17 protein-coding genes are annotated in these 14,310 nt (G+C 46.8%); all 17 read left to right on the forward strand.

Annotation, left to right across the window (positions count from 1 at the left end; translation table 11 throughout):
• Positions 1 to 9: 9 nt before the first annotated feature.
• The 17 genes from ftsY to ACUYLD_RS04850 all read left to right on the forward strand — a co-directional run bounded on the left by ftsY (position 10) and on the right by ACUYLD_RS04850 (position 14,308).
• Entirely contained in the window at positions 10 to 1,026 is a 1,017-nt protein-coding gene (ftsY, locus tag ACUYLD_RS04770; protein ID WP_254349488.1) for a signal recognition particle-docking protein FtsY, read from the forward strand.
• Between the two features lie 162 nt (positions 1,027 to 1,188).
• Positions 1,189 to 1,839, forward strand: a complete 651-nt coding sequence (trhA, locus tag ACUYLD_RS04775; RefSeq protein ID WP_013309859.1) for a PAQR family membrane homeostasis protein TrhA — start codon at positions 1,189 to 1,191, stop codon at positions 1,837 to 1,839.
• Positions 1,840 to 2,005: 166 nt separating this feature from the next.
• Positions 2,006 to 2,374, forward strand: coding sequence for a putative DNA-binding protein (locus tag ACUYLD_RS04780; RefSeq protein WP_061832004.1), 369 nt, complete (start codon positions 2,006 to 2,008; stop codon positions 2,372 to 2,374).
• A gap of 51 nt (positions 2,375 to 2,425) precedes the next feature.
• The gene (gene ffh / locus ACUYLD_RS04785; RefSeq protein WP_446674524.1) at positions 2,426 to 3,802 is read left to right on the forward strand and encodes a signal recognition particle protein; all 1,377 of its coding nucleotides are present in this window, start codon (positions 2,426 to 2,428) and stop codon (positions 3,800 to 3,802) included.
• 67 nt (positions 3,803 to 3,869) lie between these two features.
• Positions 3,870 to 4,142: a 30S ribosomal protein S16 gene (gene rpsP, locus ACUYLD_RS04790; protein ID WP_013309862.1), complete on the forward strand. Its 273-nt coding sequence runs from the start codon at positions 3,870 to 3,872 to the stop codon at positions 4,140 to 4,142.
• Positions 4,143 to 4,165: 23 nt separating this feature from the next.
• A complete protein-coding gene (locus tag ACUYLD_RS04795) occupies positions 4,166 to 4,396 on the forward strand; it encodes a KH domain-containing protein (protein WP_013309863.1) in 231 nt (76 codons plus the stop codon).
• A gap of 97 nt (positions 4,397 to 4,493) precedes the next feature.
• Positions 4,494 to 5,009 (forward strand): ribosome maturation factor RimM, encoded by a 516-nt coding sequence (gene rimM / locus ACUYLD_RS04800; RefSeq protein WP_069291714.1) that lies wholly within the window; start codon positions 4,494 to 4,496, stop codon positions 5,007 to 5,009.
• The gene (trmD, locus tag ACUYLD_RS04805) at positions 5,009 to 5,827 is read left to right on the forward strand and encodes a tRNA (guanosine(37)-N1)-methyltransferase TrmD (RefSeq protein WP_061832001.1); all 819 of its coding nucleotides are present in this window, start codon (positions 5,009 to 5,011) and stop codon (positions 5,825 to 5,827) included. The genes rimM and trmD overlap by 1 nt, the downstream gene beginning before the upstream one ends.
• A 224-nt stretch (positions 5,828 to 6,051) precedes the next feature.
• Entirely contained in the window at positions 6,052 to 6,396 is a 345-nt protein-coding gene (gene rplS / locus ACUYLD_RS04810) for a 50S ribosomal protein L19 (protein WP_010346403.1), read from the forward strand.
• Between the two features lie 101 nt (positions 6,397 to 6,497).
• Positions 6,498 to 7,124, forward strand: a complete 627-nt coding sequence (gene lepB, locus ACUYLD_RS04815) for a signal peptidase I (protein WP_069291716.1) — start codon at positions 6,498 to 6,500, stop codon at positions 7,122 to 7,124.
• An 86-nt stretch (positions 7,125 to 7,210) separates the two neighbouring features.
• A complete protein-coding gene (gene ylqF / locus ACUYLD_RS04820) occupies positions 7,211 to 8,071 on the forward strand; it encodes a ribosome biogenesis GTPase YlqF (protein WP_023988173.1) in 861 nt (286 codons plus the stop codon).
• Between the two features lie 209 nt (positions 8,072 to 8,280).
• Positions 8,281 to 8,928, forward strand: coding sequence for a ribonuclease HII (locus ACUYLD_RS04825; RefSeq protein ID WP_081112524.1), 648 nt, complete (start codon positions 8,281 to 8,283; stop codon positions 8,926 to 8,928).
• Between the two features lie 90 nt (positions 8,929 to 9,018).
• Positions 9,019 to 11,139: a DNA ligase gene (locus ACUYLD_RS04830; protein ID WP_446674525.1), complete on the forward strand. Its 2,121-nt coding sequence runs from the start codon at positions 9,019 to 9,021 to the stop codon at positions 11,137 to 11,139.
• Positions 11,136 to 11,435: an EscU/YscU/HrcU family type III secretion system export apparatus switch protein gene (locus ACUYLD_RS04835; RefSeq protein ID WP_061831852.1), complete on the forward strand. Its 300-nt coding sequence runs from the start codon at positions 11,136 to 11,138 to the stop codon at positions 11,433 to 11,435. The genes ACUYLD_RS04830 and ACUYLD_RS04835 overlap by 4 nt, the downstream gene beginning before the upstream one ends.
• Positions 11,435 to 11,818: a YraN family protein gene (locus ACUYLD_RS04840; RefSeq protein ID WP_061831853.1), complete on the forward strand. Its 384-nt coding sequence runs from the start codon at positions 11,435 to 11,437 to the stop codon at positions 11,816 to 11,818. Before ACUYLD_RS04835 ends, ACUYLD_RS04840 begins: the two co-directional genes overlap by 1 nt.
• 155 nt (positions 11,819 to 11,973) lie before the next feature.
• Positions 11,974 to 12,525 (forward strand): nitroreductase family protein, encoded by a 552-nt coding sequence (locus tag ACUYLD_RS04845; RefSeq protein WP_025723284.1) that lies wholly within the window; start codon positions 11,974 to 11,976, stop codon positions 12,523 to 12,525.
• Positions 12,526 to 12,688: 163 nt separating this feature from the next.
• Entirely contained in the window at positions 12,689 to 14,308 is a 1,620-nt protein-coding gene (locus ACUYLD_RS04850; protein WP_446674526.1) for a YifB family Mg chelatase-like AAA ATPase, read from the forward strand.
• Positions 14,309 to 14,310 lie beyond the last annotated feature (2 nt).

The following is a 14,310-nucleotide window of genomic DNA, read 5'->3' on the forward strand; positions in this document are numbered from 1 at the left end:
AGGGAATCCATGAGTTTCTTTAGGAAATTGAAGGAAAGCATTGCAAACAAAACTGAATCTGTCACAAAACAGTTCAAAGATGGATTGGAAAAAACACGTAAAGGTTTTGTTGAAAAAGTAACGGATTTGATGATTCGCCGTAAAAAGATTGATGAGGAATTTTATGAGGAACTGGAAGAAATTCTGATCGGAGCGGACGTAGGCGTCAACACGGTTATGAACCTCATTGAAGACCTGCGAGAAGAAGTGAAAAAGCGCAAAATTGAGGACGCATCGGAATTACAGCCTGTACTGTCGGAAAAGCTGTCCGAGTTGCTGCGGGGGAATGACAATAGTCAGCTCAAAATGAGCGCTGAAGGGATTACAGTCATTCTATTCGTGGGAGTCAATGGCGTCGGCAAAACGACAACCATTGGCAAGTTAGCTCACCGTTTTAAACAAGAGGGCAAAAAAGTATTGTTGGCTGCCGGAGATACGTTCCGGGCGGGTGCGATTGAACAGTTGGAGGTATGGGGCGAACGGGCAGGTGTAGAGGTTATTAAGCAGCAATCCGGTTCCGATCCGGCTGCGGTTATGTTTGATGCCGTACAGGCTGCCAAGCAGCGTCAAGTGGATGTTTTGTTGTGTGATACCGCTGGACGTCTTCAGAATAAAAGCAATCTGATGGAGGAACTGAACAAAATTTTCCGCGTGATCCAACGCGAAATTCCAGATGCTCCTCATGAAGTGTTGTTGGTACTTGATGCGACGACTGGACAAAATGCACTTAACCAAGCCAAGCTGTTTGGTGAGAAAAGCGGTGTAACCGGGCTGGTACTAACGAAGTTGGATGGTACAGCGAAGGGCGGGATTGTTGTGGCCATCCGTCAGGAGCTGAATTTGCCTGTTAAGCTGGTGGGCTTAGGTGAAAAAGTGAATGATCTTCAACCGTTTGATTCCGAGCAATTCGTTCATGCGTTGTTTGCGGGGTTGATTCAGGAAGAGACCGTCGAAGCAACTGCTGCAGACGAGGAAGAACAGAACTGATACGTTTAAAGTAGGCTTTTATGCTACATTTGGGACTAAGTAGCCATCCTGTTGCTGTTCAAGTTCGCCCAGATGTATAATGAAAGCAAGAGGTCTGTCGATGCCGTATATGTAATGTATGTTGTATGTAAAATATAAATAAGGAAGCCGGGTGAAAAACCGATGGCAAACACCTATACTTACTCCCGACGGGAAGAAGTAGCCAACGCCATTACACATGGAATTGGAGCCGTTTTAAGCGTGGCAGCGCTTGTGTTACTCATTGTTTTTGCTAGCTTGAAAGGAACCACTTGGCATGTCGTCAGCTTTACGATTTACGGGATTACGATGTTGCTGTTGTACACCAATTCAACGTTGCTTCATAGCCTGCGTGAAGGGAAAATGAAGGATTTGTTCGAAATATTCGATCATTCTTGCATTTACCTGTTCATTGCAGGTAGCTACACCCCGTTTATGCTCGTTGCACTGCGAGGTACTCTGGGATGGACACTGTTTGGAGTGATTTGGGGGATTGCACTGTTTGGTGTGTTGTTCAAGGCGTTCTTCACCAAGCGCTTCCTGTTTATGTCTACCGTGTTTTACATTGTGATGGGCTGGCTCATCACCATTGCCTGGAATCCTCTGGTTGCGACTGTTCCCGCCGGAGGGATGACGTTATTGTTCGTAGGTGGTCTTATGTATACGTTGGGCACGATTTTCTATGTGTGGCGGGCATTTCCATATCACCATGCGATCTGGCATCTGTTTGTTTTAGCAGGCAGCATACTTCATTTTCTGGCTGTTCTGCTGTATCTTACTCCAGTAAGGGTTTAAGTAACAGTGGGCAAAAAGTCGATCCGTACTTCCGTTTGAGGGCAGTGGATCGGCTTTTTTTTGTATGACAAGGGATAACGCTTGACATCTTCTTTTCTTTTATGTATCATAAGGAACGTTGAAAAGAACTGTAAAGTGTTTTTCCTTGACGATGGAGGTATACAAGATGAGTCAGGAGAATCGGCTGGAAAAGACAAACCGGATTAACCGACTGTTTGACTTCTATGAACCTCTGCTTACAGAGAAGCAACAGATGTTTTTAAAATATTACTTCCATGATGATTTTTCTTTAGGGGAAATCGCATCGGAATTTCAAATTAGCCGTCAGGCAGTATATGAACATATTAAACGTGCTGAACAGGTATTGGAAATGTATGAGGAAAAGCTTGGTTTGCTAAGCAAGTATGAGCGTAGAATCCAAGATCTCGAAGAATTAAATAAGATGTTGTATGAGGCATTCGGTAAAATCGGTGAGTCCGATGAAGGCATTCTGCAACATGTTCATCAAATTGTAAATCGCCTGCAGGAACTGTAGGACATATAGATTAAGAATAAACAACCCTGGTAGACAAGGAGGTGCGAAAGTATGGCATTTGAAGGATTATCGACTCGCTTGCAAAATGTATTCAGTAAACTGCGCGGTAAAGGAAAAGTGTCTGAGGATGATGTAGCTCAGGCGATGCGTGAAGTACGATTAGCTTTGCTTGAGGCGGACGTTAACTTCAAGGTTGTAAAGGACTTTATTGCCAAGGTAAAGGAGAAATCCGTTGGTAAGGAAGTGATGGACAGCTTTACGCCAGGCATGGTCATCATCGACATCGTGAACAAAGAACTGACCGAGTTGATGGGTGGCAGTCAGGCCAAGCTTGCCAAAGCAAACAAACCGCCTACGGTCATTATGATGGTGGGTCTCCAGGGCGCAGGTAAGACGACAACGTCTGGTAAACTGGCGAAATTGCTGCAAAAGCAAAATCATCGTCCATTGCTTGTAGCTGGTGATATTTATAGACCAGCCGCGATCAAGCAGCTTCAGGTTCTTGGGGAGCAGATTAATACTCCTGTATTTACACTGGGAGATCAGACAAGCCCGGTAGAAATTGCAAAACAGGGTTTGCAGCATGCTAAGGATAATGGTAATGACTACGTTATTATAGATACTGCTGGTCGTCTTCATGTTGATGAAGAGCTCATGGAAGAGTTGCGCCAGATTCATACCAATGTCAACCCGGATGAAGTTCTACTGGTTGTAGATAGCATGACGGGGCAAGACGCGGTTAACGTTGCGAAGCACTTTAATAATAGCTTGGAGTTAACGGGAGTTGTACTGACGAAGCTGGATGGTGACACTCGTGGTGGTGCGGCTTTATCGGTCAAGGCTGTGACGGGATGCCCAATCAAGTTTGCTACATTGGGTGAAAAGCTGGATGCGATGGAGCCGTTTCATCCTGAACGGATGGCTTCACGGATTTTAGGCATGGGTGATATGTTGTCCCTGATTGAAAAAGCGCAGTCCAATATCGACGCCGATAAGGCGAAGGAAATGGAACGGAAAATGCGTAATGCCGAGTTTACTTTTGAAGATTTTCTGGAGCAAATGGATCAAGTTAAGAAGCTTGGCCCAATCGACCAGATTCTTGATATGATTCCCGGTATGGGCAACATGAAGCAAATGAAAGATATCAAAGTGGATGACAAACAGATGGGCCGGATTGAGGCTATCGTTCATTCTATGACCACACAGGAAAAGCAAAACCCAGACATGATTAATCATAGCCGTCGCAAACGTATTTCTGTAGGCAGTGGAACATCACTGGCTGAGGTAAATCGTCTGATAAAGCAATTTGACGAAATGCGTCGTATGATGAAGCAGTTCTCAGATATGATGGGACCTAAGGGTGGAAAAAACAAGGCTATGAAGCAGTTGAAGAGTATGGGGAAAGGTATGAAGTTTCCTTTCCGCTAAGGCCAATAGGCCCTTGGAATTATGGGATAACAATATACAGTCTACTTTTTGAAGGAGGTGAATTTTCGTGGCAGTTCGTATTCGTCTGAAACGTATGGGTGCACATAAAGCTCCTTTCTATCGCGTCGTGGTATCTGATTCTCGTTCCCCGCGTGACGGTCGTTTTATCGAAGAAATCGGTTACTACAACCCAATCACAGTACCAGCGGTTGTAAAAATTGATGAAGATAAAGCGCTGAAATGGTTGCAAGATGGTGCACAAGCATCCGACACAGTCCGTAACTTGCTTAGCAAAGCGGGCGTAATGAAAAAGTTTCATGAGTCTAAACTACAGAAATAAGGTGCTGATACGGAGGGTCAACCATGGAAGAATTAGTGATAATCATTGCTAAGGCTTTAGTCGATCATCCGGAAGATGTAACCGTGAAGACCTTGGAGAAGGATCGGCTTGTTGTATATGAGCTTAGTGTGCATCCTGAGGATGTAGGCAAAATCATTGGTAAGCAGGGTCGTATCGCCAAGGCGCTTCGCACTGTGGTTGCATCAGCAGCCGTTAAGATGGATAAACGGGTTACCGTAGACATCATATCTTAAAGATATACGAAAGTGGGTTAGGATGTATGTCCTAACCCTTTTTCGTACATGATGAAGATGATATGGAGCGGGACCGATTACAAGCAGGAGGAACATGATGCAACAATTGTTTAATGTCGGAAAAATTGTGAACACCCATGGAATCCGTGGGGAGCTTAAAATATTAACGACGACAGATTTCCCAGAGGATCGCTTTGCTAAAGGTAGTGAGCTTTTGATTGTTCCGGCTGAAGGTAAAGCCCCGATTCCCGTAACTATTGAAACAGCGCGTTTTCAAAAAAATATGGTTGTCGCTAAATTTAAGGAATATCACAATATCAATGAAGTTGAAAAATATAAAGGTACTTTGTTGAAAGTATCTGCTGAGCGGTTAGGCGAATTGGAAGAAAATGAATTCTATTTTCATGAAGTAGTCGGCATGGAAGTGGTGACCGAAGACGGAAATGAGCTCGGCGTGGTCAAAGAAATTTTGACTCCGGGAGCCAATGATGTATGGGTAGTCAAAATGCCTAAAGGCAAGGAACTGCTATTGCCGTATATAGAGGATGTTATTTTGGATGTAAACGTACGCGAAAAACGGGTTACGGTACGGTTGATGGAAGGTCTGCTGTAATGCGGGTGGATGTGCTGACCCTGTTTCCAGAGATGTTTGATGGAGTATTTAATGCAAGCATTCTGGGAAAAGCAAGGGATAAGGGAATTGTATCACTGCAAGCGGTTAATTTTCGTCAGTATGCCGGCAACAAGCATGGACAAGTGGATGATACGCCCTATGGCGGTGGGGGCGGCATGGTTTTGAAGCCTGACCCTATTTTTGCTGCCGTGGAAGCGCTGTTGGATAAATCAGAGGAATCAACATTAGAAACTGCCGATGAAGTTATTCAACATGAAGGGATAGAACGTAACACAGACATAAAATCTCCGCGTATCATTTTGATGTGTCCACAAGGCGAGACTTTTACGCAAAAGAAAGCGGAAGAGCTGGCCAAAGAGGACCATCTTATTTTTATATGTGGGCATTATGAGGGTTATGATGAGCGTATTCGAGAGCATTTGGTGACGGATGAGCTTTCTATCGGAGACTATGTGTTGACTGGTGGTGAGCTCCCAGCCATGGCCGTCATTGACAGTGTGACACGGTTACTACCAGGAGTGCTGGGGAACGAAACGAGTGCGGTAACGGACTCGTTTAGTACCGGGCTGCTGGAGTACCCCCATTATACCCGGCCTGCGGAGTTTCGGGGCTGGAAAGTTCCTGATGTACTCCTGTCAGGGCATCACGTCAATATTGATTCTTGGAGACGCCAAGAGGCGTTACGTCGCACGATGGAACGCCGACCAGACCTGTTGGAACAGGTTGAACTGACAGGCAAGGAGCGCGTGTGGGTTGAGGAGCAGCGCAAATCTGACTGTTTGGGGGATAAACAATAAAGCGTCTTAGGCATGAGTGGATTTGAAAGCAGGCAGTGACCTGTTTTATAATGGAGTCAATTAAATAATGTTTGGTCAAATCCCTTTTTGTTGTTGCAATGCGGTATCCTCCATGATACAATACATCTGTTGTGTGTAATACGGTGGTCCTCTGTGGATGATGAAGGAAACGGTTGTGTTTCCAGAAGAAGCATGAACACCTGTACGGAAGGAGGGAGTCATAGATGAATATCGTCCAAGCGATCACTGAAGAACAACTGCGTAAAGATTTGCCTAACTTTCGTCCTGGTGACACTTTGAAAGTGCACGTGAAAGTTATTGAGGGAACTCGTGAGCGTATCCAGTTGTTTGAAGGTGTTGTCATTAAACGCCGTGGTGGTGGAATCAGTGAGACTTTTACAGTTCGTAAAATTTCTTACGGTGTAGGTGTGGAAAGAACTTTCCCGCTTCATTCCCCAAAAATCGATAAAATCGACGTGGCTCGCCGTGGTAAAGTGCGTCGTGCGAAGCTTTATTATCTTCGTGAACTGCGCGGTAAAGCAGCGAGAATTAAAGAAATTCGTCGTTAATACAACGAATAACGAAAGGGGCTTGGTTACAAGCTCCTTTCGTTTTTTCTACGTACATAGGGAACTGTGGATTATTGACCGTAAAGAGAGGACAGTGAGCTATGGAGCAAGAAGTAGGACAAGGAGCTGTACAGCAGCCAACTGAACAGGATGGTACGCCCAAGCGTAAACCAAAAAATGAGATTTTTGAGTGGCTCAAGGCCATCATTATTGCGTTAGTGCTTGTCTTTTTAATCCGCTGGCTTCTCTTTAAGCCGTTTATTGTGGATGGCCCGTCGATGCAGCCTAACTTTCATACCGGAGAACGCGTCATTGTAAATGAGATTTTGTATGATTTCCGTGCCCCTAAACCAGGGGAAGTGATCGTGTTTCATGTGCCGGAGGAAGGAAGAGACTTTATCAAACGCGTCATTGCCGTTGAAGGAGATACGGTCAAGGTAGAAGGTGACACGATTACAGTAAATGGTAAGCCGATTCAGGAATCTTACTTGAAAGCTCCTTTAGAAGAAGCGCATCAAAATGGTGAGCTTTACAACAAATTTACAAATTTTCCAAATGATAAATTTAAGGATGGAAAAGTTCCGGCGGGGCATATTTTTGTAATGGGAGATAACCGTTCCAATAGTACAGACAGTCGGATGATTGGATATATTGATTTGAAGGAAGTTGTAGGTCGGGCTGACGTTATTTTCTGGCCGGCAAAAGATATGCAGTGGATTAACCACTAGAATAACTAATAAGCAGCATAGCTGCCGTAATCCTAACTAAGAGCCTAAGGGTAAAAGTAGGAGTTACGATCAATGGGGTGATGACGGTGACGATTCAATGGTTTCCTGGTCATATGACCAGAGCGCGCCGCCAAATTGAAGCAAAATTAAAGTTAATTGATTTGGTCATTGAGCTGATTGATGCTCGATTGCCGCTCTCTAGCCGAAATCCAATGATTGATGATATTTTGCAAGGCAAGCCGCGAATGATTATTTTGAATAAAGCAGATTTGGCGGACCCGGTAGTATCACAGCAATGGATTGCCTATTTTAAGGAGCAGGGGCATGTGGCCCTTCCGGTGGATGCCACAACTGGGACGGGACTAAAAGAAATTCCGATTCAGGCCAAGCTGCTGCTTAAGGAAAAGATAGATCGGCAGATTAGGAAGGGAATGAACCCGCGTCCTATGCGTGGGTTGATTGTTGGTATTCCGAATGTCGGCAAATCGACACTGATCAACCGAATGGCGGGACGTAATATTGCAGCTACGGGTGACCGTCCAGGGGTAACGAAGGCACAGCAGTGGATCAAGATTGGAGAAATTGAATTGCTGGATACACCAGGGATTCTATGGCCTAAATTTGAGGATCAGAATGTAGGCTATCGTCTGGCAGTTACAGGTGCGATCAAGGAAGAAATTCTGAATGTCGAGGATATTGCCTTTTTTGCGACTAAATATTTGGTTCAGTACTATTGGGACGCACTGGCAGAGCGCTTTGAGCTCACCGAACGTCCTGAAGATACAGAAAATCCTGATGAAATTGTCAACGTCATGGAAGCGATCGGACGTAAACGTGGCTGTATTGTTAGCGGCGGACGTGTGGATCTCGAAAAGGCGTCAAAAATCATTTTGCGTGAGTTGCGTGCAGGGAAGCTGGGACGGTTCAGTTTGGAAGCTCCTTACTGATTCTACTGGTACACCGATAGAGAACATAGCATTTTGTGGCAAGGAAGAACCTTCCCCATCTCTCCGGAGAGGAGGAAGGTTTTTTTGGTATTTGAAGGCAGTTAAAAAAGGGTTTTGGACGATGAAGGTCTGTGGTAAGCTGAATTCAATCGCTAGAGCTACGGCATGAATGACGCGTTAAACTACATATAGATGGGCAGGTATCGAATATGGAAGATAAAGAGATTGTAGTGAAGGACATGCTACATTATGAAAAAAAATGCTGGGAGCAGTCTTGTGAGCGGATTGCAGGTATTGACGAGGTAGGTCGTGGATGCCTGTTTGGTGATGTTGTGGCCGCAGCAGTCATTTTACCAGTGGGTGAGTTACTGGAAGGTGTGGATGATTCCAAAAAATTGACGGACAAGAAGAGAGAAGCATACTACGAGCTAATTATGGAAAAGGCCATTGCAGTAGGAGTTGGCTATGTAGACGCGCAGACGATTGATGATATCAATATTAAGCAAGCAGCTCGTTTGGCTATGAAGCAGGCTATTGAGGCTTTACATGTGTCTCCTGATTATTTACTGGTGGATGCAGAAAAGGTAGATGTGCCTATTCCTCAACTCTCAATTATTAAAGGAGATGCCAACAGTCAGTCTATTGCGGCGGCCTCTATCATCGCCAAGGTAACCCGTGATCGGCTGTGCAAAGGTGAATGGGATGCGAAGTATCCGGAATATGGGATCGGTATACATAAAGGTTACGCTACCAAGTTACACAGGGAACAAATTTTGGCGCTAGGACCTACAAAGATGCATAGACGCAGCTTTCTGGGCAATTTGTTGACGGAGCAACCGACGCTGTTTGATCTGTAGTTACTTATTATGAATCGGGATAATGCCGATATAAAGCATAACTAATACCATAAGCCCCTTTGAATGGGGGAGAGTGAGAGGAGGGGCGATATGAACATCGGATCTGTATTTCGTGGATTACTTGGAGATGTGAAGGCTGGAGAGGCTAAAAAACTTGATATGCAGCCAGGTCAGGTTGTACGAGGAGTCGTGCTAAAGGTGTCTGAGGACGGCAGCGAAGCTGTGTTGCAAATACAAGGTTCTCAGGTCAGGGCAAAGCTGGAGACCCCTCTTCAACCTGGACAGACTACAACGTTTCAGGTTCAACCGGCTTCCCCCAGCGGAATGACGGTGCTTAAGCCTCTGAACGATGTGGCCAATACACCACAGCAAACCGTAGCGCTGACAGATGTATTGGAATCGGTGGGACTGCCGGATACAGCTCAGAACAGGGAGCTTATACAGGCAATGCAAAAGAATGGTGTGCCGTTGACATCTGAAAATGCGGCTTCTTTGCGAGAAGCTATGGCAAAGCAAAACGGCAATGTACAATTGGGAACGTTTGTGCAGGCGGCGGCAGTTGCCTTTCAGCGGGGACTTCCATTGACGGCAGAAAGCATAAACGGATTGCGTCAAGCGATGTTTGGGCCTCCTTTAAATGATCTGTTGTCTTCGCTGGAGCAAGAGCTTGAAACGGTATTAAAACAGCCAGGACAGGGAATATCCACTGAACGCTCAGTGGGGGAATCAACAGCTATAAAGAGCGCTGATCGAATGTCTGCTAGTCCAACAGGTGCTTCTTCCGTGGTGGTTGTAGATGGACAGGAAGGCCAAGCTCCTATATTGTTCAAGGATGCTTCTACCGCTGTAAAGCAGGCAGAAGCTGGACAAACCACAGGCGGCAAAGAATTGTTAAAAGGGACTCAAGCAGCCAACCTTGCTGCTGCAGTGAGTGAAGCGAGTGCTTTGGCAACAGATTCAGATACTGCGACGGGGGCTACATCTGCAGCCAAAGGGACTGCTCCAGGAGAAGCGGAGACAGTCAATGGACGCGGAGCGACAGTGGCATCGGAAGCTAGCGTGAATGCTCCAGAATCGGGTGCTGATGCATTAAACGGTCCTCGCACCAGAGTGGAGCAGTCACAGTCACAGCAAGCTACTGCGGCAAGCACACAGCTTAAGGATGCGGATGGCGCTCCAGCAACTGCCACGGCAGAGCCTGCGGGGGCAAAGACAGCCTTAACCGCGGCCACGGCTGACCGTCCCACCGCACAGCAGGCTGGTAGCTCTATGCCGCAGCAATCCACGGCAGGCAACACTGCCGCGTCAGAGGTGCCGCTTCAGCGGCTGCGCACGCTGCTGCAAGAGCTACGCGCGGCGGTGCCGCCCGCACTGAGCACAGCTGTGCCGGAGCAGCCCGCAACGGAAGTGGCGCAGCCAATGGCTGGCGCCTCGCGGGCCGCAGACACGGCTGAATCGCAGCCTGCGGCGTCCAGCCCGCAGCTCACCCCCACGGAGGACCCGTGGGTGGGCCGCGTACTGAAGCTGCTTGGTGCAGAGCACGAGCAGCAAGTACACCGCGCGACTACACAGGTCGCGCAAGGGGCGGCGGCACGTATGGAGCCGCCAGAGGGAATGCCGCAGCCGCTGCCGGGATTAGCGGCTGCGTCTGGGGACACGGTGTCAGCAGATGCAGACACCGTAAAAGGGGCGCTGCTCCAGCTGATGAGCAGTGACGACCTGCCGCCCGTTTTGAAAGAGGCGGCTCAGCAGGTTGTACAGCACCTGACAGGTCAGCAGTTGCTGCTCAACACAGACCGAACGGCGCCTTTTGCACAAGTACACATGTTTATACCGTTCGTTGGACCGGACGGTCGTGAAACAGCTACGATCCAGATTCAGTCCCGCCGCGGCAAACGTGGAGAGCTGGACCCCTCCAACTGTCGTCTTTGGTTTGATTTGGACATGAAGGGACTTGGAGCGACCCTGGTAGATGTCCAGGTTGTAGATCGGATTGTAAGTGTTAAGCTCCATAATGATCATGAATGGGCGGCTTCGTTGTTAACCAGTGGGCGTGAGTCCATTCACACAGCGTTGGAGTCACTAGGATACCAACTTCTATCGCTTCGTACCGAGCCTATGCCCATAAGGACTGAACAGAACAGTCTCGCCTCTTCTGAAGTACAAAGCTATGTGCCTCAGCCGTATAAAGGAGTCGATCTTAAAATATGAAAGAGCCGTTGGAACCTCCTTCTCCTTCCATAAAGAAGGCGGTCGCCCTTAAATATACGCCTGGTGAGAGCGAAGCACCGATTGTCGTTGCCAAAGGGAGCGGCCGTATTGCGGATAGCATTTTAGAAAAAGCTAAAGAACATGGTGTTCCAGTACAGGAGGATGCCGCGCTGGTTGAAGTACTATCCAAACTCGATTTGGACGAACAAATTCCTGCTGAGCTCTATCAGTTGGTGGCAGAGGTGCTTACCTATATATATCAAATGGATAGGCTTGCATCAAAGGATGACTGGTGATGTCGAATGAAATGAAGGCTGGAGGCAAGGATCAACGGAAAGCCAAAGGAGCGATGGGCGAAGAGGCAGCGGCTTTGTTTTTAGAAAACTTGGGTTACCGTATCATAGAGCGTAATTGGCGATGCCGCAGTGGTGAAATAGATCTGATTGCCAAGCAGGAGCATACACTCGTGTTTATTGAGGTACGTAGTCGAAGTAGCTCCAAGTATGGAACGCCAGCAGAATCAGTTACTGCGCGTAAAATAGCCCAAGTTCGCCAAACAGCCGCTGTATATTTGCACATGAACGGGATTGGAGAAGCTCCAATCCGCTTTGACATGATTTCTGTACAATTAACTGACGAAAAGGCAGTTGTTACGGACCATTTAATAGGCGCATTTTAAACGAGTAAGAGCTTATTCAAAGGTAAGAGTGCGGGACTGAATTCATATGTGCAGGTTGACAGGAAGGAAAGCTACAGGTATATTTTATTGAGAATAGTTATCATTTTCATCTTAAAATGAATATCTAGAAGTTGTACCTGTGAAGGAGGATTTACGTGACAAAGCATACCTTTAGTGAACATGTCATAGATGTAATTCAGGAACGCCGGACGATTAAACGATTTAAATCCGACTCCATTCCGGTAGATACGATCAAAGAACTGCTGGACGTCGCTGTGTGGGCTCCTAATCATAAAATGCGTGAACCGTGGCGTTTTCTGTTGTTTGCTGGTGAAGGACGGAAAAAGCTTGCAAAAGCAATTGCAGCCGATATTGGTAAGGACAACAAGTTTGAGAGCGGCATTTTGCACAACCCGATCCAGCTTTTAGTAGTATTGGAAGAAGACCCGCGTCAAGCGGTTTGGGATGAGGATTTTGCAGCGGTCAGCGCGCTTGTACAAAACTTTATGCTTGCCGCATGGAGCAAAGGAATCGGAACGTTTTGGGTGACAAAGCCATTTTTGTATTCGCCTAAGTTCCGTGAGCACTTGGGAATTCAACCGGGTGAGAAGGTAATAGGAATGATATATGCAGGCTATCCTGACGTTATCCCGGAATCAAGACCACGTACTCCGGCAGCCGATAAGCTGACCTTGTTTGACAAATAATCTGTCGTCAGGTAAACTTAGTCAAGAATTTTGAAAGCATGGTTCGGAGCTAAGATTTCGAACATCACATTTGCAAAGAATGAAAATTTGGAAGCACCTTTTTTCATATATGCAATGATTCCCGATAGGGAGCATTCCAATATGAGGAGAGGTGCTTTTTGATATGTATGGAAAATTACACGGAGCTTGTTTGTATGGAATAGATGGTGTTCTGATTGAAGTTGAGACTGATTTGTCCAATGGCTTGCCTCAGACAGCGATTATAGGATTGCCGGATTCGGCGATTCGAGAGGCAGTGGAGCGTGTCAGAGCAGCAATCAAAAACTGTGGCTTTAAATATCCGTCTCAGCGTGTCACGATTAATTTAGCTCCTGCTGATTTGCGTAAGGAAGGTTCATCTTTTGACCTTGCTATCGCTTTAGGGTTGCTGACAACCAGTGAACAGGTCGTTTTACCCGTGGGAGAACGGACGCTGTTTATTGGCGAGCTGGCGCTGGATGGCAGTATTCGCCCCGTGAATGGGGTACTGTCCATGGTTGATCTGGCCAAGCGAGAAGGATTCAACTCCGTGCTGCTTCCCCAGGAAAACGCAAGCGAGGCTCGTCTGATTACGGGTATACGTATTTACGCTATACGGCATCTAGCAGATCTTATTCCGATTGAAGATCGTGCACAAGGCACTGTTGATAGCCCAGCGACAAATCAGAGTTGTACTGCCAGTAAACAAGTCATGATCTGTTCCTATGACCATTTACCTCAGGCAGAGCATATACCGTTGTGTGAAAAAGAAGGGATAACTAGCAACATGGAGGATTACAGCGATGTGTTGGGTCAGCTACACGCCAAGCGTGCGTTAGTCATCGCTGCAGCCGGAATGCATAATATCCTGCTTATGGGAACGCCGGGGGCTGGGAAAACAATGCTCATCCGCAGATTGCCATCTATCCTTCCGCCTTTGACTGAAAAGGAGGCGCTTGAAGTCACCAAAGTATACAGCGCTGCCGGGAAGTGGAAGGAGTCATCGCCTCATCTGATGAATATTCGTCCCTTCCGTTCGCCTCATCATACGATCTCTGCTGCTGGTTTGGTGGGTGGGGGAGGTATACCCAAACCAGGAGAAATCAGTCTTGCACACCGGGGGATTTTATTTCTGGATGAGTTGCCTGAGTTTAGCCGTCATGTACTAGAAGTGCTGCGTCAACCTTTGGAAGACCACAATGTTACGATCAGTCGTTCACGTGCTGTTTTTAAGTATCCGGCGCATTTTTTACTTGCTGCCTCTTTAAATCCGTGTCACTGTGGCTTTTTCGGAAATGACACGGAACATCAGCGCTGTACCTGTTCACCTGCAGCAGTAGCCCGCTACCGTTCACGTATTTCTGGTCCACTGCTGGATCGGATCGATCTTCAGCTTGAAGTATCGCAGCCGAAGGATTGGCGGGAGGAAAAAGAATCATTGTCGTCCGCTGAAATGCGAAGGCAGGTACTGGCTGCTCAAGCGATACAAATCCACAGATACAGCAAGTTTCCCTTTTCATGGAATAGTGAGCTGTCTGGTCAGATGCTTCGTAAATACGCCGTATTAGAAAAAAATGCAGCAGAGTTGCTTGACCAGACAATGGACGCACTCGGTTTAAGCATGCGCGCGTATGATCGAATCCTCAAGCTTTCGCGTACCATTGCAGACTTACATGACTCAGAGAAAATTTTGACTTCACATGTGGCTGAAGCAATTCAATACCGCCATATGGATAGAGCAAATGCCAGTTTTCACGAAAGTTAAAA

It is taken from the genome of Paenibacillus sp. SER-28, from assembly GCF_052906305.1.

Excerpts from the sequence above, each read along its gene's own strand:
- ftsY (WP_254349488.1), top strand. The coding sequence starts at position 10 with ATGAGTTTCTTTAGGAAATTGAAGGAAAGCATTGCAAACAAAACTGAA.
- trhA (WP_013309859.1), top strand. The coding sequence starts at position 1,189 with ATGGCAAACACCTATACTTACTCCCGACGGGAAGAAGTAGCCAACGCC.
- ACUYLD_RS04780 (WP_061832004.1), top strand. The coding sequence starts at position 2,006 with ATGAGTCAGGAGAATCGGCTGGAAAAGACAAACCGGATTAACCGACTG.
- ffh (WP_446674524.1), top strand. The coding sequence starts at position 2,426 with ATGGCATTTGAAGGATTATCGACTCGCTTGCAAAATGTATTCAGTAAA.
- ACUYLD_RS04795 (WP_013309863.1), top strand. The coding sequence starts at position 4,166 with ATGGAAGAATTAGTGATAATCATTGCTAAGGCTTTAGTCGATCATCCG.
- rimM (WP_069291714.1), top strand. The coding sequence starts at position 4,494 with ATGCAACAATTGTTTAATGTCGGAAAAATTGTGAACACCCATGGAATC.
- trmD (WP_061832001.1), top strand. The coding sequence starts at position 5,009 with ATGCGGGTGGATGTGCTGACCCTGTTTCCAGAGATGTTTGATGGAGTA.
- rplS (WP_010346403.1), top strand. The coding sequence starts at position 6,052 with ATGAATATCGTCCAAGCGATCACTGAAGAACAACTGCGTAAAGATTTG.
- lepB (WP_069291716.1), top strand. The coding sequence starts at position 6,498 with ATGGAGCAAGAAGTAGGACAAGGAGCTGTACAGCAGCCAACTGAACAG.
- ACUYLD_RS04825 (WP_081112524.1), top strand. The coding sequence starts at position 8,281 with ATGGAAGATAAAGAGATTGTAGTGAAGGACATGCTACATTATGAAAAA.
- ACUYLD_RS04830 (WP_446674525.1), top strand. The coding sequence starts at position 9,019 with ATGAACATCGGATCTGTATTTCGTGGATTACTTGGAGATGTGAAGGCT.
- ACUYLD_RS04835 (WP_061831852.1), top strand. The coding sequence starts at position 11,136 with ATGAAAGAGCCGTTGGAACCTCCTTCTCCTTCCATAAAGAAGGCGGTC.
- ACUYLD_RS04840 (WP_061831853.1), top strand. The coding sequence starts at position 11,435 with ATGTCGAATGAAATGAAGGCTGGAGGCAAGGATCAACGGAAAGCCAAA.
- ACUYLD_RS04850 (WP_446674526.1), top strand. The coding sequence starts at position 12,689 with ATGTATGGAAAATTACACGGAGCTTGTTTGTATGGAATAGATGGTGTT.